This window comes from Micromonospora coriariae (genome assembly GCF_900091455.1).
Taxonomy (GTDB): Bacteria; Actinomycetota; Actinomycetes; order Mycobacteriales; family Micromonosporaceae; genus Micromonospora; species Micromonospora coriariae.
Genome location: NZ_LT607412.1, coordinates 473628 through 493180, shown reverse-complemented (window position 1 = coordinate 493180; position 19553 = coordinate 473628). Strand labels below are relative to the sequence as shown.

Sequence of the window (19553 nt, the reverse complement as noted above, 5' to 3'; positions counted from 1 at the left end):
GTGCGCGGACCGGGCCGGCGCGCCTACTCGAAGCGGGACACGTCTCCCGCGCCCCGGCGCAGGATCTCCGGCTCGGAGCCGGACAGGTCGACCACCGTCGTCGGTTCCTTGCCGCAGTCGCCGGCGCCGACGACCGCGTCGAGCTGGTGGTCGAGACGTTCCTTGATCTCCCACCCCTGGGTCATCGGCTCGTCGTCGCCGGGCAGGGCCAGGGTGCTCGACACCAGCGGCTCGCCCAGCTCGGCCAGCAGCGCCTGGGTCACGGTGTGCCGGGGTACGCGGACACCGACGGTGCGTTTCCTGGGGTGCAGCATCCGGCGGGGCACCTCACGGGTGGCCGGCAGGATGAAGGTGTAGCTACCCGGGGTGGACGCCTTCACCAGACGGAAGACCGAGTTGCTGATCTGGACGAACTGGCCCAGCTGCGCGAAGTCCCGGCAGACGAGCGTGAAGTGGTGCCGATCGTCGAGGTGACGGATCTGGCGGATCCGGTCCAGCCCGTCCTGGTTGCCCAGTTGGATGCCGAGCGCGTAGCAGGAATCCGTCGGGTAGGCGACCAGCCCACCGCCGCGGATCAGGTCGGCGACCTGACCGATGATCCGGGGTTGCGGGTTCTCCGGGTGCACGTCGTAGTACCTCGCCATCGTCAGAGACTAGCTGTGGGGGAGACGAGGGCCACCCTCGGCGCGGACGGTGGAGCCGCCGAGATCACCTCGGTAGGGTAGGTCCCGGTCGGCTCCGACCAACAAGATCCACATCGCCGGGGGGCGCCACGCATGGCCGATTCGTTCGCGCATCTGCACGTGCACACCGAGTACTCGATGCTCGACGGGGCGGCCCGGCTCAAGGACCTGTTCGCCGAGGCCAACCGGCTGGGCATGCCGGCGGTGGCGATCACCGACCACGGCAACATGCACGGCGCGAACGACTTCTACAACCAGGCGATGGCCGCCGGGATCACCCCGATCCTGGGCGTCGAGGCGTACGTGGCGCCCGAGTCGCGCTATCACAAGGCGCGGGTCAAGTGGGGTCGGCCGGAACAGAAGAGCGACGACATCTCCGGTAACGGCGCGATCACCCACAAGACCATGTGGGCGAAGAACGCGCAGGGCCTGAAGAACCTCTTCACCCTCAACTCGCGCGCCTCCATGGAGGGGCACTACGTCAAGTGGCCCCGGATGGACATGGAGCTGATCGCCGAGCACGCCGAGGGCATCATGGCCACCACCGGCTGCCCCTCCGGCGCGGTGCAGACCCGGCTGCGGCTGGGCCAGTTCGACGAGGCGCTCAAGGTCGCCGCCAGCTACCAGGACATCTTCGGTAAGGACAACTACTTCCTGGAAATCATGGACCACGGCCTCGCCATCGAGGGCCGGGTCCGTGAGGGCCTCACCGAGATCGCCCGCAAGCTCGACATCCCGCCGGTGGTCACAAACGACTCGCACTACACGCACGAGGCGCAGGCCACCGCGCACGACGTGCTGCTGTGCGTGCAGACCGGCAGCAACATCGACGACCCGAACCGGTTCCGGTTCGAGGGCGGCGGCTACTTCATCAAGAGCGCCGACCAGATGCGCGCGGTCGACTCGTCCGAGCTGTGGCAGCAGGGCTGCCGCAACACCCTGCTGGTCGCCGAGAAGGTCGACCCGACCGGGATGTTCGAGTTCCACAACCTGATGCCGCGCTTCCCGGTTCCGGAGGGGGAGACCGAGGAGTCCTGGTTCCGTAAGGAGACCTTCGCCGGCCTGGCCCGCCGCTACCCGAACGGGATCCCGGAGGGGCACGTCGTCCAGGCCGAGTACGAGTTGGGCGTCATCAACCAGATGGGCTTCCCGTCCTACTTCCTCGTGGTCGCCGACTTCATCCAGTGGGCGAAGAACCAGGGCATCGCGGTGGGCCCGGGCCGAGGGTCGGCCGCCGGCTCCCTCGTCGCGTACGCCCTGGGCATCACCGACCTGGACCCGATCCAGCACGGCCTGATCTTCGAGCGGTTCCTCAACCCCGAGCGGGTCTCGATGCCCGATGTCGACATCGACTTCGACGAGCGCCGGCGCGGTGAAGTGATCAAGTACGTCACCGACAAGTGGGGCGAGGACAAGGTCGCCCAGATCGCCACCTTCGGCACGATCAAGGCGAAGGCCGCGATCAAGGACTCGGCGCGGGTGCTCGGTTTCCCGTACGCGGTCGGCGACCGGATCACCAAGGCCATGCCGCCGGCCGTGATGGGCAAGGACATTCCGCTCACCGGCATCTTCGACGCGAAGCACCCCCGCTACGCCGAGGCCGGCGAGATCCGGGGCCTGTACGAGTCCGACCCGGACGTGCGCAAGGTGATCGACACGGCCAAGGGCATCGAGGGGCTGATCCGGCAGACCGGTGTGCACGCCGCCGGCGTCATCATGTCCGCCGAGCCGATCATCGAGCACATCCCGTTGATGCGCCGCGACGCCGACGGGGCGATCATCACGCAGTTCGACTACCCGACCTGCGAGTCGCTCGGGCTGCTGAAGATGGACTTCCTCGGCCTGCGCAACCTGACGATCATCGACGACGCGGTCAAGAACATCGAGCTCAACCACGGCAAGAAGCTCGACCTGCTGGCCCTGCCGCTGGACGACCCGGCCGCCTACGAGCTGCTGGCCCGCGGTGACACGCTCGGCGTGTTCCAGCTCGACGGTGGCCCGATGCGCTCGCTGCTGCGGTTGATGAAGCCGGACAACTTCGAGGACATCTCCGCCGTCCTGGCCCTGTACCGGCCCGGCCCGATGGGCGTCGACTCGCACACCAACTACGCGCTGCGCAAGAACGGCCTCCAGGAGATCACGCCGATCCACCCGGAGCTGGAGGAGCCGCTGCGGGAGATCCTGGCGCCCACCCACGGCCTGATCGTCTACCAGGAGCAGGTGCAGCGCGCGGCGCAGATCCTCGCCGGTTACACCCTCGGCCAGGCGGACCTGCTGCGCCGGGCGATGGGCAAGAAGAAGAAGGAGATCCTCGACAAGGAGTTCATCCCGTTCCGGGACGGCTGCCGCGAGCGCGGCTACTCCGACGAGGCGATCCAGGCGGTCTGGGACGTCCTGGTGCCGTTCGCCGGATACGCCTTCAACAAGGCGCACTCGGCCGCGTACGGCCTGGTCTCCTACTGGACCGCGTACCTCAAGGCGCACTACCCCGCGGAGTACATGGCGGGACTGCTGACCAGCGTCGGCGACGACAAGGACAAGATGGCCCTCTATCTGTCCGAGTGTCGCCGGATGCGCATCCAGGTGCTGCCGCCGGACGTGAACACCTCGGCCGGGCCGTTCACCCCGGTCGGCACGGACATTCGCTTCGGCCTGGCCGCGGTGCGCAACGTCGGCGCGAACGTGGTCGCCTCGATCATGCGGTGCCGGGCGGAGAAGGGCGACTACACCGACTTCTACGACTTCCTGTCCAAGGTGGACGCGGTGGTCTGCAACAAGAAGACGATCGAATCGCTGATCAAGGCGGGCGCCTTCGACTCGCTCGGGCACCCGCGCAAGGGCCTGCTCGCGGTGCACGCCGACGCCATCGACGCGTACGCCGACGTCAAGCGCAAGGAGGCGGTCGGCCAGTACGACCTGTTCGGCGCGGGCTTCGGTGACGCCGACACCGGCAGCACGACGGTGATGCCGACCATCGGCGACAGCGAGTGGGAGAAGCGGGACAAGCTGGCCTTCGAGCGCGAGATGCTCGGCCTGTACGTCTCGGACCACCCGCTGTTCGGCCTGGAGCACGTCCTCGGCGCGGCGGCCGACACCACCATCGCCGCGCTCGCCGAGGACGGCGCGGTGCCCGACGGCGCGGTGGTCACCCTCGCCGGCATCCTCTCCGGGGTGCAGCGCCGGGTCACCAAGCAGGGGCGGGCCTGGGCCTCGGCGACCCTGGAGGACCTGGCCGGCGGGGTGGAGACGCTGTTCTTCCCCAACACCTACGAGGTGATCGGGCAGTACATCGCCGAGGACGCCATCGTGGTGGTCAAGGGGCGGGTGGACCGCCGCGACGACACCCCCCGGATCATGGCGATGGACATGTCCATGCCGGACGTCAGCACCAGCGCCACCAACAAGCCGGTCACCCTCACCATCCCGGTGCACCGGTGCACACCGCCGCTGGTGGAACGGCTCAAGGAGACCCTGGTGCTGCACCCCGGCGACACCGAGGTGCACGTCAAGCTGCTCAACGGGGGCCGGACCACCACCCTGCGGCTGGGTCCGTTCCGGGTGGCGGCGACCACCGCGCTGATGGGTGACCTGAAGAGCGTCCTCGGCCCGGCCAACGTGAGCTGACCGGGCCGCAGGACGCCGCCGGGCTCAGCCCCGGTCGGGGGCCGCGATCTCCCGCAGCTGGCCGTCGGCCAGCCGCAGCCAGCGCTGCACGCCGATCTCGGCGAGGAACCGCTCGTCGTGGCTGACCACCACGAACGCTCCCTGGTACGCGCTCAGCGCGCTCTCCAACTGGGCGACGCTGACCAGGTCCAGGTTGTTGGTCGGCTCGTCGAGCAGCAGCAGTTGTGGCGCCGGTTCGGCGCAGAGCACGCAGGCCAGGGTGGCGCGCAGCCGCTCGCCGCCGGAGAGCACCCCGACCGGCAACTGCACCCGGGCGCCCCGGAACAGGAACCGGGCCAGCAGGTTCATCCGCTGCGCGTCCGGCAGGCTCGGCGCGTACGCGGCGAAGTTCTCCGCCACCGTACGGTCGAGGTCCAGCAGGTCCAGCCGCTGCGACAGGTACGCGATCCGGCCGTCGGCCCGTTTGATGTCGCCGCCGGCCGGTTCGAGATCACCGTTGACGAGGCGCAGCAGGGTCGACTTGCCGACGCCGTTGGCCCCGGTGAGCGCGATCCGCTCCGGACCCCGGATCACCAGGTCGGCGCCGTCGCCGCCGAACAGCTCCCGGTCGTCGAAGCGAGCGCGCATCCCCTGGCCGGAGAAGACCGTTCGGCCGGCCGGGACGGTGGTGTCCGACAGGTCCACGGTGATCCGGTCCTCGTCGCGTACCGCCCGACCGGCCTCGTCGAGGCGGGCCTGGGCCTGACCGACCCGGTTGGAGTGCGTCTCCTGCGCCCGGCCCGCCGACTCCTGCGCACTGCGCTTCAACCCTCCGGCGACGATCCGGGCCAGGCCGGCGTTCTTCAGGTTCTTCGAGGCGTTACTGGCTCGCCGGTCGGCGCGCTCGCGGGCCTGCTGCATCTCCCGCTTCTCCCGCTTGACCTCCTGCTCGGCGTTGCGCAGGTTGCTCTCGGCGACCTCCCGCGCCGCCTGCACCGCCTCGGTGTACGCGGTGAAGTTGCCGCCGTACCAGCGGATCTCGCCGCGATCCAGCTCGGCGATGCGGTCCATCCGGTCCAGCAGTTCCCGGTCGTGGCTGACCAGCAGCAGGCAGCCGGTCCACTCGGACAACACGTCGTAGAGCTTGTGCCGGGCCTCCAGGTCCAGGTTGTTTGTCGGTTCGTCGAGCAGCAGCACGTCGGGGCGACGGAGCAGCTGCGCCGCCAGGCCGAGGGAGACCACCTGGCCGCCGCTGAGGGTGTGCAACCGCCGCTCGAGTTCCAGGTCACCGAGGCCGAGGCGGTCCAGCTCGGCGCGGGTGCGCTCCTCGATGTCCCAGTCGTCGCCGATCGTCGCGAAGTGCTCCTCGCTGGCGTCGCCGGCCTCGATGGCGTGCAGCGCCGCGATCCGCTCGGCGACGTCCAGCACCTCGGCCACGGTCAGGTCGCCGGCCAGCGGCAGGGTCTGCGGGAGGTAACCGAGCACCCCGTCGACGGTGACGCTGCCGCCGCTGGGCCGCAGCTCCCCGGCGATCAGCCGCAGCAGGGTGCTCTTGCCGGCGCCGTTGGGCGCGACCAGGCCGGTGCGGCCGCCGGGGACGGTGAAGGACAGCTCCGAGAAGACCGGGGTGTCGTCCGGCCAGGAGAAGGACAGGTTCGAGCAGACAATGAAAGCGTCAGACATGCGAGTGACCTCAAGGGTGGGGTGGGCGCGCCGAAGCCGCCCGACGAACCGGGGACTGATGGAACGACGACATGGCCACGGCGGCTGCGCAGAACGCGCGCCGAACCGGTGGCCGAACACGTCCGGTATCACCCGGAGATGTCGTCGTCACCCGCCATGTCTGGTCTCCCTCGTCAACCGCTGACACCCAACTCCGCAAAGTCTAACAACGGATCTTCCGCCCGCCACCGCAAAGGGGCGCACCGCTCCGTGTATAGGCAAAGCTATAGTTGTTCCATGTCTCATGAGCCGCCACGTCGCTGGGCGATCAGGACGACAACGGACGTCCGTGACTGGTTGCGATCCCTGCGTCAGGCCGACCCCGCGACGTACCGGTCGGTCAATGTGGCGATCGACATGCTCGCGGAGACCGGTCCGGGCCTGGGGCGGCCCTTGGTCGACACGCTCAGAGGATCGAGCATCAGCAACCTCAAGGAACTGCGACCGAGGTCTGGACGCGACGTCGCCATTCGGGTGCTGTTCGTCTTCGATCCGTGGTCGCAGGCCGTGCTGTTGGTGGCCGGCAACAAGGCAGGAGATTGGAATCGATGGTACGAGGAAGCGATTCCGGTTGCTGAGACCGCGTACGAGGGCTGGCTTGCCTTCGAGAGGAAACGGAGGGAGGGCTGATGAGCGACTTCCATGACTGGGAAGACATCCGGGCTGAGCTGTACGAGGGAGGCGATGAAGCACTCGATGCGGAGCGCGCCCGCACCGAGGCGTGGATCAGCGCGTTTCATCTTGCTGAAGAGCGGAAGCGGTTGGGCCTGACCCAGCGGCAGGTGGCCGAGCTGATGGGTGTCACGCCCGGCCGAGTCAGCCAGATCGAGAATGGTGATCTAGAGGCCAACGAGGTTGCGACGCTGAGTCGATATGCACGAGCGCTTGGCGCCCGTATGCGGATCATCTTCGACTACGGCGACGACCTCCGCCAGATCGCCTGACGACGAGCCACTTTGCGGCGCGCTCACCGAGGCCGGTACTCGACTTCGGGCCGGCCGGGGGTGCCGTAGCGGGGGTGGCGGGCGGCCCGGTCCACGGTGACCAGGTACTCCAGGTAGCGGCGGGCGGTCACCCGGGAGATGCCGGTCCGCGCGCTCACCTCGGTCGCCGACAGCCCCGCCTCCGCGCGCGTCGGGTCGGTGAGGGCGGCGCGTACCCGGTTGAGGGTCTGCGCGTCGAGCCCCTTGGGCAGGCTGTGCGCGGTCGTGCCGCGCAGGGTGGCGAACATCTGGTCCACCTCGTGCTGGGCGGCCACCTCACCGTCGGCGAGCGCCTGGGCGCGGTAGTCGGCGTAGCGTTCCAGCTTGTCGCGGAAGGCGGCGAAGGTGAACGGCTTGAGCAGGTAGTGGGTCACGCCGAGGGAGACCGCGGTGCGCACCACCGCCAGGTCCCGCGCCGAGGTGACCGCGAGCACGTCGACGCTGCTGCCGGCCGCGCGCAGCGCCCGGCAGACGTCCAGGCCGTGCAGGTCGGGCAGCCGGAAATCCAGGAGTACGAGGTCCACGTCGCCGCCGTCGTTGGCGCGCAGCGCCGCCATCGCCGCCCGCGCGGTGTGCGCGACCCCGACCACCACGAAACCGGGAACCCGTTCGGTGTACGCCGTGTGCGCCTCCGCCAGCAGCGGCTCGTCCTCGACGACCAGCACCCGGATGTCGGTCATCGGCGCAGTCCGACCGGCAGCCGGACGGTGAACAGGCTGCCGCCGTCCTCGGAGCGGCCCACCTCGGATCGGCCACCGTGCCGGTGGATCACCTGACCGATCAGCGCCAGGCCGAGGCCCCGTCCGGTGCTCTTGGTGGACCAGCCGCGCTGAAACGCTTCCGCCACCCGGTCGGCGGCCAGTCCGGGGCCGCTGTCGGCGACCCGCACCACCAGCTCGTCGTCGACCGTGCCGACGAAGACCCGCACCCGGCGGGGCGCCGGTGTACCGGCCACCGCTTCGAGGGCGTTGTCGATGAGGTTGCCGACGACGGTGAGCAGGTCGTTGGTCGGCAGCGGGCTGTCGTCGAGCCGGCAGTCCGGCTCGATCACCAGATCCACACCGCGCTCGGAGGCCTGGGCAGACTTGCCCAGCAGGAGCGCGGCCAGCGCCGGTTCGGTGACCGCGCCGACCACCCGGTCGGTCAGCTGCTGGGCGAGGGCCAGGTCCCGGGTGCCGAGCCGGACCGCCTCGTCGGCGCGGCCCAGCTCCACCAGGGTCAGCACGGTGTGCAGCCGGTTGGCCGACTCGTGGGTCTGCGCCTGCAACGCCTCGGTCAGCGCGCGTACCGAATCCAGCTCGCTGGCCAGGGTCCGCAGCTCGGTCTGGTCGCGCAGGGTCAGCACCGTGCCGAGCACGGCGCCCTCGAACCGGGTGATCCGCTGGTTGGCCACCAGCACCCGATCGCCGGCCAGGACCGCCTCGTCGAGGGCGTCCCGCCCGGAGCCGAGCAGCTCGGCCACCGCCGGCGGCAGGTCGATCCCGGCCACCGGCCGGTCGATCACCGGCGCGTCCGCGCCGATGCCGAGCAGCCGGCGGCCCTCGTCGTTGATCAGTGCCACCCGGCGGTCGGTGGTCAGCACGACGAGGCCCTCGCGCACCGAGTGCAGGACCGCGTCGTAGTACTCGTACATCCGGGTCATCTGGGCCGGCCCCAGGCCGTGCGTCTGCCTGCGCAGCCGGCGGCTGAGCAGCCAGGAGCCGGTCGCGGCGAGGGCGAGCGCCGGCGCGGCGACGCCCAGCAGCACCGGCAACTGGTTGAGCAGCTTGCGGTTGATCGCCGAGGTGGTGATGCCCACCGAGACCAGGCCGACGAGGCGGCGCTGGTCGTCGTACACCGGAACCACCGCGCGCACCGACTCGCCGAGCGTGCCGACGTTGGTGACGGTGAACGGTTGGCCGGCCAGAGCCGGCTCGATCTCCCCGACGAACGGCTGGCCGATCAGCTCGCGGGTCGGGTGCGAGAAGCGGGTGCGGTCCGGGGCCATCACCACCACGAAGTCGGTGCCCGTCGCGAGCCGGGTCGACTCGGCGTACGGCTGGAGGGTGCTGGCCGGGTCGGCGGTCGCGAGGGCCGCGCGGACGTCGGGGGAGCGGGCCACGGTCTGCGCCACCGCGAGCACCTCCTCCTGTGCCGCCTGCCGGGCGTCGCTGCGGGCCAACCAGACGGCGCCCGCCGCGCCAGCCAGCACGAGCAGCGTCACCACCACCGCCTGGAGGGCGAACAGCTGCCCGGCGATGCTCCACTGGCGTCGGGCCACCTCCACCACCTCCTCGTCGTGCTGGTGTCGCTGTTGCTTCCGCGGTGAACAGAATGACCGCAAGGCTGTCAACGGGTGAGACGCGCTTCACATTGTCGAGATGGACTTCACCGCATCCACCACCACACCGGCGCCGCCGGTCCGTCGGGACCGTACCCGTTACCTGTACCTGGCCGTCATCGTCGCCGTGCTGGCCGGCATCGTGGTCGGCCTGGTCGCCCCTGATTTCGGCAAGGAACTGAAGCCGATCGGCACCGGCTTCGTCAACCTGATCAAGATGATGATCAGCCCGGTCATCTTCTGCACCATCGTGCTGGGCGTCGGCTCCGTCCGGCAGGCCGCGAAGGTCGGCAAGGTCGGCGGACTCGCCCTCGGCTACTTCCTGACCATGTCGACCGTCGCGCTCGCCATCGGCCTGGTGGTTGGCAACCTCATCCACCCCGGCTCCGGCCTGGACCTGGGCCAGGACCTCGCCGGTGCGGGCAAGGCGGCCGCGGGCGACGAGGCCGGGGGTACGGCCGACTTCCTGCTCGGGGTCATCCCGACCACGCTGCTCTCCGCGCTCACCGAAGGGGAGGTGCTCCAGACGCTGCTGGTCGCTCTGCTGGTCGGCTTCGCCGTACAGGCCATGGGCCGACGCGGCGAGCCGGTGCTGAGCGCGATCGGCGTCATCCAGCGGGTGGTCTTCAAGGTGCTCGCCATGATCATGTGGCTGGCGCCGATCGGCGCGTTCGGTGCCATGGCCGCCGTGGTCGGCGCGACGGGCGTGGACGCGCTCAAGAGCCTCGCGCAGATCATGGTCGGCTTCTACGCGACCTGCCTCATCTTCGTGCTGGTCGTCCTCGGCGCGCTGCTGTGGTTCGTGGCCCGGATCTCGATCTTCTCGCTGCTGCGCTACCTCGGCCGGGAGTTCCTGCTGATCCTGTCGACCTCGTCGTCGGAGTCGGCGCTGCCGCGGCTGATCGCCAAGATGGAGCACTTCGGGGTGAGCAAGCCGGTCGTGGGCATCACGGTGCCGACCGGGTACTCGTTCAACCTGGACGGCACGGCGATCTACCTGACCATGGCCTCGTTGTTCATCGCCGACGCCATGGGCAAGCCGCTGTCGATCGGCGAGCAGATCTCGCTGCTGCTGTTCATGATCATCGCGTCGAAGGGCGCGGCGGGGGTCACCGGCGCGGGGCTGGCGACCCTCGCTGGTGGGCTTCAGTCGCACCGGCCGGACCTCGTCGACGGGGTTGGGCTGATCGTGGGCATCGACCGGTTCATGTCGGAGGCGCGGGCGTTGACGAACTTCGCCGGCAACGCCGTCGCGACCGTGCTGGTGGGGACCTGGACCGGGGAGTTCGACCGGGACCGGGCGACCGGCGTGCTGCGCGGCGACGACCCGTTCGACGAGGCGACCATGCTCGACGAGCACGACGACGAGGACGGGTCGGCGGCGCGTTCCGATGAACAGGCGGCCGCACCGGTCGGCGCACCGGCCTGAGCGGTCGCGCTAGCCGAACGCACGCCGTTCCCGTTCTCCCTGGAAGCCTTGGTGGCGCGTTCTCTCTTGATCGGGTGATGAAAGTAGGTTCTCAGGCCTCTCCTGGCCTACTTTTCATCACCCGATCATGGTCGCCGCGAACCACTCGGCCCGCTCCCCGGAGGGCGGGTCGCCGTAATGTCGTTGACGGGCTCGCCGTCGGGCGACAGAAGGTCGAGGCGCTCGGAATACCGCTGGTCAGCCGATGGTCCATCTGCTACGTCCGGTCACACTGGTGGTGTGAGACGGGGCCGTTGGATACGCGTCGTGGCTCTGGCCGTCTGTGTCCTGCTCTCAGCGGCCGCCGGCGGGTGGCAGGGCTGGCGGAAGGCGACGGTAGACCCGCCTGCACCTCCCGCAGTCTGCCCGCTCATCCGGGCGGAGGTGTTCGACCTCCTCGTCCCTGCGCACGACGCCCTGCAGGCCGGCGAGCAGAACGGGCCAGGCATGCGCTCGAACTACTGCCTGGTCAAGAGCGCGTCCACGAAGGAGGGCGCCCGCGCCTCCCTGTGGGTGTCACTAGGACGTTACGGGCGGCACGAGGGCCGCGGCCCGCGTTGCCTGGACCGTGATGGGTTGCTGATGGTCATCAACAACACGAATCATCCCGTTGCGCTCGGCGACCGCGCCGTCTACTTCATCGCGGGTGACCGCGAAACTGGCCGACGCATCAACCTCTCGACGTGCTTCGGCACCTACGGAGTGCTTGTCGAATACGAGGCGACCGCCGTCGCCGACACGGCGATCGTCGAGTCAGCCGCCACCGTCGCCCAGGAAGTGCTGTCGTGGCTATGAATGGCCCCCCATCGTGGGCGCCCCCTTCGGAAAACCTGCAACCCCTTCGTCGCCTCGACCGCCGAGTGCTACTGCGGCAGTGGCTGCTGGTTGCCGCGGCGGTGTCGCTCATCATCGCCGTCGGCATTGTCGCCTGGCGCGTCGGCCGGCTGGCGGCACCCACACTCGTCAGGTGGCAGATCACCCTCACTGACGTGACGAGGGATGCCCCGCCGCGACCCGACCTGCCGGCATCTCCGTTCGCGCGGTAACCCGGCGTTGAACTCGCCACGGCGGGTGACTTTCGGACACAAGTTGAACCTCGGGCCTGGCACTGCAGATCGTCGGATTCGTGTCGACGAGTTACGAACCACGGCGCTGTGAGGTCCCCGAAGTGCTCCGCTCGCTGTCGGATGGCAAGCTCGTGCCCCATGATCGATGATTTCTCGAAGGACTGCCTGCATGGCCGCCTCAAGGGGATCCGGGAGGCACTGGTCTGGAAGCTCGACGGCCTGTCCGAGTACGACATCCGGCGTCCCCTGACAGCGACGGGGACCAACCTCCTTGGCCTGGTGAAGCACATGGCGACGTTGGAGGTCTGGTATTTCGGTGAGGTCTTCGGCCGCCCGTCGCCGGATGCGCTGGGGCGATGGCAGGACGCGGACGGCAGCGACCTGTGGGTGACCCCGGGCGAGACCCGCGAACAGATCATCGACTTCTATCAGCGTGCCTGGGGGCATGCGGACGCGACCATTCAAGCGCTTCCCCTCGACGCGTCCGGCCACGTGCCGTGGTGGTCGCGGCCGGACGTAAAGCTGTTCGACATCATGGTCCACGTCCTTCAGGAGACCACCCGGCATGCCGGACACGCCGACATCCTGCGTGAGCAACTCGATGGCCGCACCGGGGTGAGGGCTGAGTACGAGGAGCAGATCGACACGGCGGCCCGCGAGGCGTACCGGGCGAAGGTCGAGCGGGCTGCGCGGGAAGCGGCCGGCGGCTCGCATCATGCCGACCTGTCCGACACGCATTGCGCGGTGGGGACACCGTGAGAAATTCGGATCTCGTGAGGGTTCGCCCGTGAGGGCGGTCATCGTCGCGGCCGCGGTCGCGTTCATCATCTCCCTGTTCGGCACGCCGGTGGCGATTCGCGTCTTCACCGCGCTCAAGGCCGGCCAGCCGATCCGATCCATCGGGCTCGCCAGCAACCAGGGCAAGAAGGGCACGCCCACGATGGGCGGCGTCGTCTTCATCGTGGCGACCGTCTTCGCCTACGTCGCCGGGCATATCGCCCTGGCCACCCTGCCCGAGCGGCAGATCGCGCAGGAGGGGCCGACCATGACGGCCCTGGTGCTGCTCGGGCTGTTCGTCTTCTGCGGCGCGGTTGGCTTCTTCGACGACTTCCTCAAGGTGCGCCGGCGCAACTCCGACGGACTGTCCGCCAAAGGCAAGCTGCTCGGCCAGGCGATCGTCGGCGGCGGGTTCGGCATCGCCGCGCTCTACGTCGCCAGCACCAACGGCCAGACCGTGGCCAGCGAGCACATCTCGCTCATCCGCGACATCAGCTGGCTGAACGTCGGCAAGGTCGGCGCGGTCATGGTCATCGTTTTCGTGATCATGGCGATGTCGAACGGCGTGAACCTCACCGACGGCCTCGACGGCCTGGCCACCGGCGCGTCGATCCTGGTGCTCGGCGCGTACGCGCTGATCGGCTTCTGGCAGTACCGGCACTGGTGCGCCGACGACGCGTACGCCCGCGTGAACGAATACTGCTACCAGGTCCGGGATCCCCTGGAGATCGCCATAATCGCAGCGGCGGCGGCCGCCGCCTGCGTGGGCTTTCTGTGGTGGAACACGTCCCCGGCGCGGATCTTCATGGGTGACGTGGGCTCGCTCGGGCTCGGCGCCCTGATCGGCGGGCTCGCGGTGGCAACCCGCACCACGCTGCTTTCGATCATGATCGGCGGGCTCTTCGTCATCATCACGACGACCTGGGTGATCCAGATCGTCTCGTTCCGGACCACCGGTAGACGTGTCTTCCGGATGGTGCCGTTGCACCACCACTTCGAGTTGGCCGGATGGAGCGAGGTCAATATCGTGGTCCGGTTTTGGATCGTGGCCGGCGTCTGCGTGGCGGTCGGCCTGGGCCTGTTCTACTCGGACTTCTTGGCGGTCGTTGGATAAAAGCCACGCGACAAGCCTGTGTCGTGCCACCGACGGTGATCCGCCGGGCAGCCTGGTTCCCCACCGGGGGCCAGCGTCTGGCAGCAGCATTGCCTAAGAACTCCTAACAGAATGATCTAGGGGCGTTCGTCCTTGATGGATGGTCGACTGGAGTGCTCGGGCGTGAGGAGGGGTGAGCAGCCGCCGTGGATCGTCTCGGACGAGCTGCGGGCAGAGATCGCGCCGTTGCTGCCACCTCGAGCACCACGTCGGCGTCGCTATCCCGGCCGTAAGCCGCTGGATGACCGCAAGGTGTTGTGCGAGATCCTGTTCGTGCTCTACACGGCGATCCCGTGCGAGCACCTGCCCCAGGAACTCGGCTTCGGGTCGGGGATGACCTGCTGGGGCAGGTTGAGACTGGAACGACGCCGGCGTGTGGCAGCAACAGCACGAAGTGCTGCTGGGCAAACTCCGGGCCGCCGGGCAGCTGGACATGTCCCGGCCGGTGATCGACGGCTCCCACGTCCGGGCGCTCAAGGGCGGCCCGAAACCGGCCCGAGCCCGGTCGACCGCCGCAAGCCAGGCTCGAAACTAGCCTGCGTGCGGTGAGCAGGTCGCGGGTCTTCCGGGAGTCGTACCCGGCATCCAGGTGCACGGTGATGGTGCCGGGCAGCGGGCCGAGGTCGTCGAGCCGGTCCAGCGTGGATTCCAGCAGCGGGGAGTCGTGGCGGTGGGCGCCGGCCAGGACGCGGCCCAGTGGGATGCCGCGGGCCTCGACCATGACCGACCGTTTCATGCCTTGCTTGCTGCGGTCGACCGGTGAACGGCCGGCGACCTCTCCACCGCCGGGCGCCTTGGTGATGCATCCATCGACGGCGAGGTCGTCCAGTAGCAGTCGGCGATGCCCTGGTAGGAGCAGCCGAACCGCAGCACCTGCAGCAACCTGTCGAACACGATCCGGTCGGCGATACGCCGGCGGTGACAGCCCAGCGGATGGGTGGGATCGGTAGCGGGACGGGGTGGCAGCAGCGCGGCGAACTGGTCCCACAAGGGGTCGCTCAGCCATGATGGGACAGCGGGCACAGGCGTTCCAGTGATCACTAGGCGTAGGAACCTTCATGATCACTGATGTCTGTGCCCGCCTCCTCCACGACTCATCCCCGCTGACCTATTTGCGCGCCCTCTTATCTACGTCGGGCCCGGGCCATGGCATTACTTTGATTCCACGACGGACCAGCCAAGAGGTTGCTGGCCATGCGGCGATGAAGCCACTGGCCAGCCCGATCTGGATGACGAACCAGAAGGCCGGGGTGGTCGGGTTCAATGGGGGCTCCGGGGCAATGACATGGTGCGAGAACGCCAACCAGGCAAACAGAGCTATCTCGAAGGCGGTCACGGCGAGCAGGTCAGCCTTGGCGACGGTCACTAATGCATCCCACATCCTTAGCCGGCCCCTGCGAACCGAGGTGAAGTATCGGAACGTCACCCCTACGGCGATCGCCCCTAGATAATCGCTGATGTAAGAGGCCCACAACGTGTCGCCCGCTAAGCTGATGCCACCTGCAAAGACGACCACCTCACCGAGGACGACGCCGAGAGCGCAGTGGGCGCCGCACTGACAAACCCCGGTTAGGATGACTATTTGGCGTGGTCTTCTTGGCGGCCTGCCGTTTCGCTGCTGCCACCTGCGGGAATGGGGCCTGACCCAACGCCGGTACGCCGCGATGGCGGCTGGGCCGAGGTAGAGCCCGGTTACGGGCCAGACGAACTCCTCGCTCTTGATCGGCTGGCGGTACCCGCGAAGGCGGGTGTCTACGACGATCAAGGCTGAGCTGACAACGCCAGCACCGAGTGAAATCCACGAGAGCAACACCAGCAACATTTATTGCATAGCTATCTCCTTCCCGCGCGCGAGGTGGTGACGCAACGCCAGCGCGGACGAGTGAGCCAAGCATGGGATAACGAAGCCACGTGGACTCTCAAGTTTTTCAGTTTGTACCCGTACCGTTGACGAAACGCACCGACCTCAGTTCATCGGCAGGCACTCGACCCTGATCCACTCGCCGCGACCGTAGGCTCCTGGTTCGGTGTAGCCGGACCTAGTTTGTTCATCGCTTGGCGGGGTGGCGGCCCTATCGCATGCGGTATGCCTGCCGGGCCCTAGCCACCCTTGACCCACGTCAGCATTTGGGTCTGCTCGTAGCGGTAACGCGGCGGCACGTGGTTCTCCTCGGTTGGCACGGCGGCTGCGGTGCCGACTGGCCCTGTCAGACCCGTCGGCGCGAGCTGCTGGCCGAGTATCACCGTGCCCCGGTGTCACTTGCCCTCTACCTGGCCGCCCATCTCGTCGACGCCGCCCAGGACCTGTCCCACGTTCCCGCCGGCCACCTGCACCACCGATTCCTCGGCTGGACCCGATGAGCATCCTGCGGCCGGGTGACGAGAAGTTCCATATCAGCGACGGCTCCCACAGGTGGATCCCGCCAGATCCGGCCTACGACCAGGAGGTCTGGGACGAGCAGGTACGCCAGCACATGCACGGCCACCTGAGGAACGAGCGCCCGAAGGTCCGCATCCAACGCCTCGCCTGACGCCAGCAGTACAGCAGCGAAGTACAGCAACCGTGCCAGCCGAACCGAGCTGAGAAGCGCATCAGCGGCCCGTCTGACCTCGTATCAAGCCCGCCCCGACCGGCGCGCCGAGAGTTCACAACGAAGCGGTCACTCCACAGCGGCTGAGGGGCTGGTCGCGGTGGACGAGACGCGATCCACCGAGGGAAGACTCCACAGCAGGAGCTGGAACGGGTCCTCGCCGCAGGTGAGCCAGGTGCCGTCGCCGAGCGCCATTGGGCTCTCCGAAATGGGCATCGGGTACTCGACCCGACCGAGCACCTCACCCTGCGCCGCGTCGATGAGCCAATGCCGCGGGCGACCGTACTCCTCGTCGTTCTCGTCGGCGCTCGCGATCACCGTGTGCTCGTCGACGAAGCCGCACTGGTAGTCCCAGTAGGGCTCCTCCGCCGTGTCCGACGGCGGGTGCGGCAGAAGCTGGTCGGCGGCGACCTCGTGCAGTACCGCCCCGTCGGAAAGCCGGTGGACCGCCAGGTCTCCCTGATGGTGGGCGACCGTGAGCAACAGCTCTCCGGACGGGCTGACGTCGATGAGGGAACGGTCGTCATCCCCGATCGAGGTGACGGTGAGGCGGACGCCGTCCCACCGGCCCCACCGCAGCGGGACACCGTCCTGGCCCTCGCCGATGCTGAGGCCCATCTGGCCGGGGTTGGGGTGGGGAACGTGGTGGGAGCCGGCGGCTGCGGTGCCGGTCGAGGCCCGTCCCAGGATGCGACCGTCGATGGCGTCGATCACGAGCCACTCCTCGTCGTACTCCGGCTCGGCGTCATCCGGCAGAGGCGTGCGTACGTGCGCCCACACCGTCGAGCCGTCCGCGCTGATCGAGCACGAGCCCCGATCGGGATAGCGGTGCTCGTCGGTGCCCGCGTACTCCTCGTAGGACTCGTGGAGCGACGAGCAGGGGGAGCCCCAGCACGCGTGCCGCACGCTCCAGCGCAGAGCGCCGGTCTGGTCGACCGCGTGCAGCGCGTGCTGGCCGCTGAAGACCGCCAGGTCGAGGGTGGGGCTCACCGCATCGATCCCGCCTGCCCCACGCGGCCACGGCGCCCGGAACCGCGCGGCGGGAGTGTCGTCACCGGCGAGCAGCCGGTCGAGGTCGTATGCCGACAGCTCGTCGTCCCGGCGAATCACGATGAGCCGGCGATGCGGCCACCGCTGGACGGCGGGAGTGTCAGCGGTGCCGGCCATACCGGGTACGCGAGGGGCGTTCGACGGCATCTGGAAGGACGCCACGAGGTGAGGGGCGAAGCGCACCGAAACATCCTGTCAGGATGCGCCGAATGGCGTCCGCCTACCGCGACCACCACCGGCCGTTCCCGCTGTGGCATTCGTCGATGGTGCGAGACAGCCCGGGGCTACGGCGTGGTTGTTTCGTCGCAGGGACGGCCGATACCGAGGTCGACTCGGTCCTGCCGTCCATTCGACCGGATGATGAGCGGTAGGCAGATGGCTCGCGCAACCCACGTGCCGCCGACGAAGGCCATCCATTGAGGTTGGCCTCCGGTCGGCGCGCAGGCGTGCACCCGGGCGGTCGCCGCTGGCCCGTCCGGAGCACTCCATCCGATCCGGGCGTCGTCTTCCCATCCGGGCGCGACCTGAAGGTCGACGACAGTGCCGGCGCGGACGACCAGTCCCCACTTGGCGAATAGGCGAGCCGCTGGATCGGCCTCGCCCGATTCTTCTGCCCGCAGCACGGACCTGCCAGGCACGGCTGCATTTTCGCCCACGAGCCGATAACCCTCCGGAGGTGCGGGCATCGCGTCTACCGATGTCGTGCACGGCGTCTCGCCACCGCTTCCGGCCGACACTCCAGTCGCGTCATCGACAGGCGGCGCGGCAGACCGGTTGGAGTCGCTCGGGGACGTACAGGCAGCCAGCGTCACCACCACAAGGCACAGGAGGGCCCACCCCAGGCCCGGCCGGGCCCATGCCGTACGGGTCTCGACGGACTTCGAGTTCATTCGATATTCATAGCACATTGCCGATATACGCATTGGTAACATCGCGTTGGGCGACAGTGGGCGGGTCAATAGTGGAGTTGTGCCGGAATGGTCTGGCGCCGGCCACCAACAGTTCCTTGTGACATATCCAACTGTCGCTTTCCACCTGTCGGGAAGAATTGGGCGCGTAATGATCGCCGGGTACCTTCCTGTCGTGCCCGACACCCCTCGACAGTTGATTGCCAATCGCTACCGGCTGGTACGTCCGCTCGGACAGGGCGGAATGGGCCGCGTGTGGCAGGCCCGCGACGAGATGCTCCAGCGGGACGTGGCCATCAAGGAGTTGGTGGCACCGCCGGGCCTGCGTGACGACGAGCGCCGGGAGATGCGCGAACGGTCCATGCGCGAGGCGCGGGCTGTTGCCCGCCTGGGCCATGTCAACGTGGTACGCGTCTTCGACGTGCTGCACTCGGACGACGACCCGTGGATCGTGATGGAGCTCGTCCCGTCCCGTTCCCTGCACGAGGTGCTCGAAGCCGAGGGTCCGATGCCGGTGGCCCGCGCCGCGCGGATCGGACTGGGTGTGCTGGGCGCGCTGCGGGCCGCGCACCAGGCCGGCGTGCTGCACCGCGACGTCAAGCCGGCCAATGTGCTGCTCGCCGACGACGGCCGGGTGGTGCTGACCGACTTCGGTCTGGCCACCCTCCCCGGCGACCCGCGCATGACGCAGACCGGCATGGTGCTCGGCTCGCCGGCGTACCTCGCACCGGAGCGGGCCACCGACGGCGACGTCGGCCCCGCCGCCGACCTCTGGTCGCTCGGCGCTGCTGCGTCGGGAGCCGGATCAGCGGATCAGCGCCGAGGAGGCGGACCAGCTCCTGCGCCAGGCCGCCGCTCCGCAGGATCCAACCGCCCTGGTGAGCACCACCGACGACGGGCCGGTAGCCCGGACTAACGCCGCCGGTGACGCGCCACGCCCGAGGATCGTGCCCGAGTTCGTCACCGCCGCACGGTCCGCTCCATGGGCAAGTGCCTGGACGTCGCCGGCCACTCCACGGAGAACGGGGCCGCTGTCCAACTGGCCGACTGCAGCGGTGTGGGGTCCCAGAAGTTCACCCTCAACAAGGCCTACGACCTGGTGAACATCAAGGCGGACAGGTGCGTCGACGTGCTCGACGAGAACCCCGACAACGGCGCCCGCCTGCAGCTCTGGCAGTGCAACGGGCAGGCCAACCAGAAGTGGCGGGCGAGCTGAGCGCTGACGCGG

The 19553-nt window shown here is 68.7% G+C and carries 17 protein-coding genes and 3 pseudogenes; 13 read left to right on the top strand and 7 right to left on the bottom strand.

Translation table 11 applies throughout. The features are described 5' to 3' along the window. Nucleotides 1-23 precede the first annotated feature (23 nt). Nucleotides 24-644 (bottom strand): L-threonylcarbamoyladenylate synthase, encoded by a 621-nt coding sequence (locus GA0070607_RS02260; protein WP_089016662.1) that lies wholly within the window; start codon nt 642-644, stop codon nt 24-26. 132 nt (nt 645-776) lie between these two features. Between GA0070607_RS02260 and dnaE the strand changes: the two genes are divergently transcribed. Further along, entirely contained in the window at nt 777-4307 is a 3531-nt protein-coding gene (dnaE, locus tag GA0070607_RS02255; protein ID WP_089016661.1) for a DNA polymerase III subunit alpha, read from the top strand. A gap of 24 nt (nt 4308-4331) precedes the next feature. Here dnaE and abc-f read toward each other — a convergent pair whose 3' ends face one another. Continuing rightward, nucleotides 4332-5969: a ribosomal protection-like ABC-F family protein gene (gene abc-f / locus GA0070607_RS02250; protein ID WP_089016660.1), complete on the bottom strand. Its 1638-nt coding sequence runs from the start codon at nt 5967-5969 to the stop codon at nt 4332-4334. Nucleotides 5970-6245: 276 nt separating this feature from the next. Here abc-f and GA0070607_RS02245 point away from each other — a divergent pair, with 276 nt between their 5' ends. Next, the gene (locus GA0070607_RS02245) at nt 6246-6638 is read left to right on the top strand and encodes a type II toxin-antitoxin system RelE/ParE family toxin (RefSeq protein WP_089016659.1); all 393 of its coding nucleotides are present in this window, start codon (nt 6246-6248) and stop codon (nt 6636-6638) included. Then, nucleotides 6638-6952, top strand: coding sequence for a transcriptional regulator (locus GA0070607_RS02240; protein WP_089016658.1), 315 nt, complete (start codon nt 6638-6640; stop codon nt 6950-6952). Before GA0070607_RS02245 ends, GA0070607_RS02240 begins: the two co-directional genes overlap by 1 nt. A gap of 23 nt (nt 6953-6975) precedes the next feature. Here the strand turns inward: GA0070607_RS02240 and GA0070607_RS02235 are convergent, their stop codons facing one another. Together GA0070607_RS02235 and GA0070607_RS02230 are read right to left on the bottom strand one after the other, a co-directional pair. Next, on the bottom strand, nt 6976-7671 hold the full coding sequence (locus GA0070607_RS02235; protein WP_089016657.1) for a response regulator: 696 nt from the start codon (nt 7669-7671) through the stop codon (nt 6976-6978). Further along, nucleotides 7668-9251 carry an ATP-binding protein gene (locus GA0070607_RS02230; protein ID WP_089021600.1) on the bottom strand — a complete coding sequence of 528 codons (1584 nt, stop codon included), beginning with the start codon at nt 9249-9251 and terminating at the stop codon, nt 7668-7670. The genes GA0070607_RS02235 and GA0070607_RS02230 overlap by 4 nt, the downstream gene beginning before the upstream one ends. Nucleotides 9252-9351: 100 nt before the next feature. On the opposite strand from GA0070607_RS02230, the gene GA0070607_RS02225 reads away from it, so the two are divergent. From GA0070607_RS02225 to GA0070607_RS34055, 6 genes and pseudogenes are all read left to right on the top strand, one after another. Then, nucleotides 9352-10740, top strand: coding sequence for a cation:dicarboxylate symporter family transporter (locus GA0070607_RS02225; protein WP_089016656.1), 1389 nt, complete (start codon nt 9352-9354; stop codon nt 10738-10740). A gap of 423 nt (nt 10741-11163) precedes the next feature. Then, entirely contained in the window at nt 11164-11574 is a 411-nt protein-coding gene (locus tag GA0070607_RS02220) for a hypothetical protein (RefSeq protein WP_089016655.1), read from the top strand. Between the two features lie 410 nt (nt 11575-11984). Then, nucleotides 11985-12605 (top strand): DinB family protein, encoded by a 621-nt coding sequence (locus GA0070607_RS02210; RefSeq protein ID WP_089016653.1) that lies wholly within the window; start codon nt 11985-11987, stop codon nt 12603-12605. A gap of 28 nt (nt 12606-12633) precedes the next feature. Next, nucleotides 12634-13737, top strand: a complete 1104-nt coding sequence (gene mraY / locus GA0070607_RS02205) for a phospho-N-acetylmuramoyl-pentapeptide-transferase (protein ID WP_089016652.1) — start codon at nt 12634-12636, stop codon at nt 13735-13737. Between the two features lie 135 nt (nt 13738-13872). Continuing rightward, a pseudogene (locus GA0070607_RS34060) lies at nt 13873-14094 on the top strand (transposase); the annotation flags it as partial. Nucleotides 14095-14149: 55 nt separating this feature from the next. Next, nucleotides 14150-14311: a hypothetical protein gene (locus tag GA0070607_RS34055; RefSeq protein ID WP_408630938.1), complete on the top strand. Its 162-nt coding sequence runs from the start codon at nt 14150-14152 to the stop codon at nt 14309-14311. A gap of 9 nt (nt 14312-14320) precedes the next feature. Here the strand turns inward: GA0070607_RS34055 and GA0070607_RS02195 are convergent. Together GA0070607_RS02195 and GA0070607_RS02190 are read right to left on the bottom strand one after the other, a co-directional pair. Next, a pseudogene (locus GA0070607_RS02195) lies at nt 14321-14799 on the bottom strand (transposase); the annotation flags it as partial. Between the two features lie 85 nt (nt 14800-14884). Next, nucleotides 14885-15598, bottom strand: coding sequence for a DUF4396 domain-containing protein (locus tag GA0070607_RS02190; RefSeq protein ID WP_089016650.1), 714 nt, complete (start codon nt 15596-15598; stop codon nt 14885-14887). Between the two features lie 338 nt (nt 15599-15936). Here GA0070607_RS02190 and GA0070607_RS33950 point away from each other — a divergent pair, with 338 nt between their 5' ends. Together GA0070607_RS33950 and GA0070607_RS32695 are read left to right on the top strand one after the other, a co-directional pair. Continuing rightward, nucleotides 15937-16137: a flavin reductase gene (locus tag GA0070607_RS33950; protein WP_089016649.1), complete on the top strand. Its 201-nt coding sequence runs from the start codon at nt 15937-15939 to the stop codon at nt 16135-16137. Further along, on the top strand, nt 16134-16307 hold the full coding sequence (locus GA0070607_RS32695; RefSeq protein WP_172898966.1) for a hypothetical protein: 174 nt from the start codon (nt 16134-16136) through the stop codon (nt 16305-16307). Before GA0070607_RS33950 ends, GA0070607_RS32695 begins: the two co-directional genes overlap by 4 nt. A 129-nt stretch (nt 16308-16436) precedes the next feature. Here GA0070607_RS32695 and GA0070607_RS02180 read toward each other — a convergent pair whose 3' ends face one another. Beyond that, a complete protein-coding gene (locus GA0070607_RS02180; protein ID WP_197701228.1) occupies nt 16437-17600 on the bottom strand; it encodes a hypothetical protein in 1164 nt (387 codons plus the stop codon). An 876-nt stretch (nt 17601-18476) separates the two neighbouring features. Here GA0070607_RS02180 and GA0070607_RS02175 point away from each other — a divergent pair. After that, nucleotides 18477-19119: pseudogene (locus GA0070607_RS02175) on the top strand (serine/threonine-protein kinase); the annotation flags it as partial. A gap of 188 nt (nt 19120-19307) precedes the next feature. Further along, complete coding sequence (locus GA0070607_RS02170; protein WP_089016648.1) at nt 19308-19541, top strand: ricin-type beta-trefoil lectin domain protein; 234 nt, start codon at nt 19308-19310, stop codon at nt 19539-19541. Nucleotides 19542-19553: the final 12 nt, after the last annotated feature.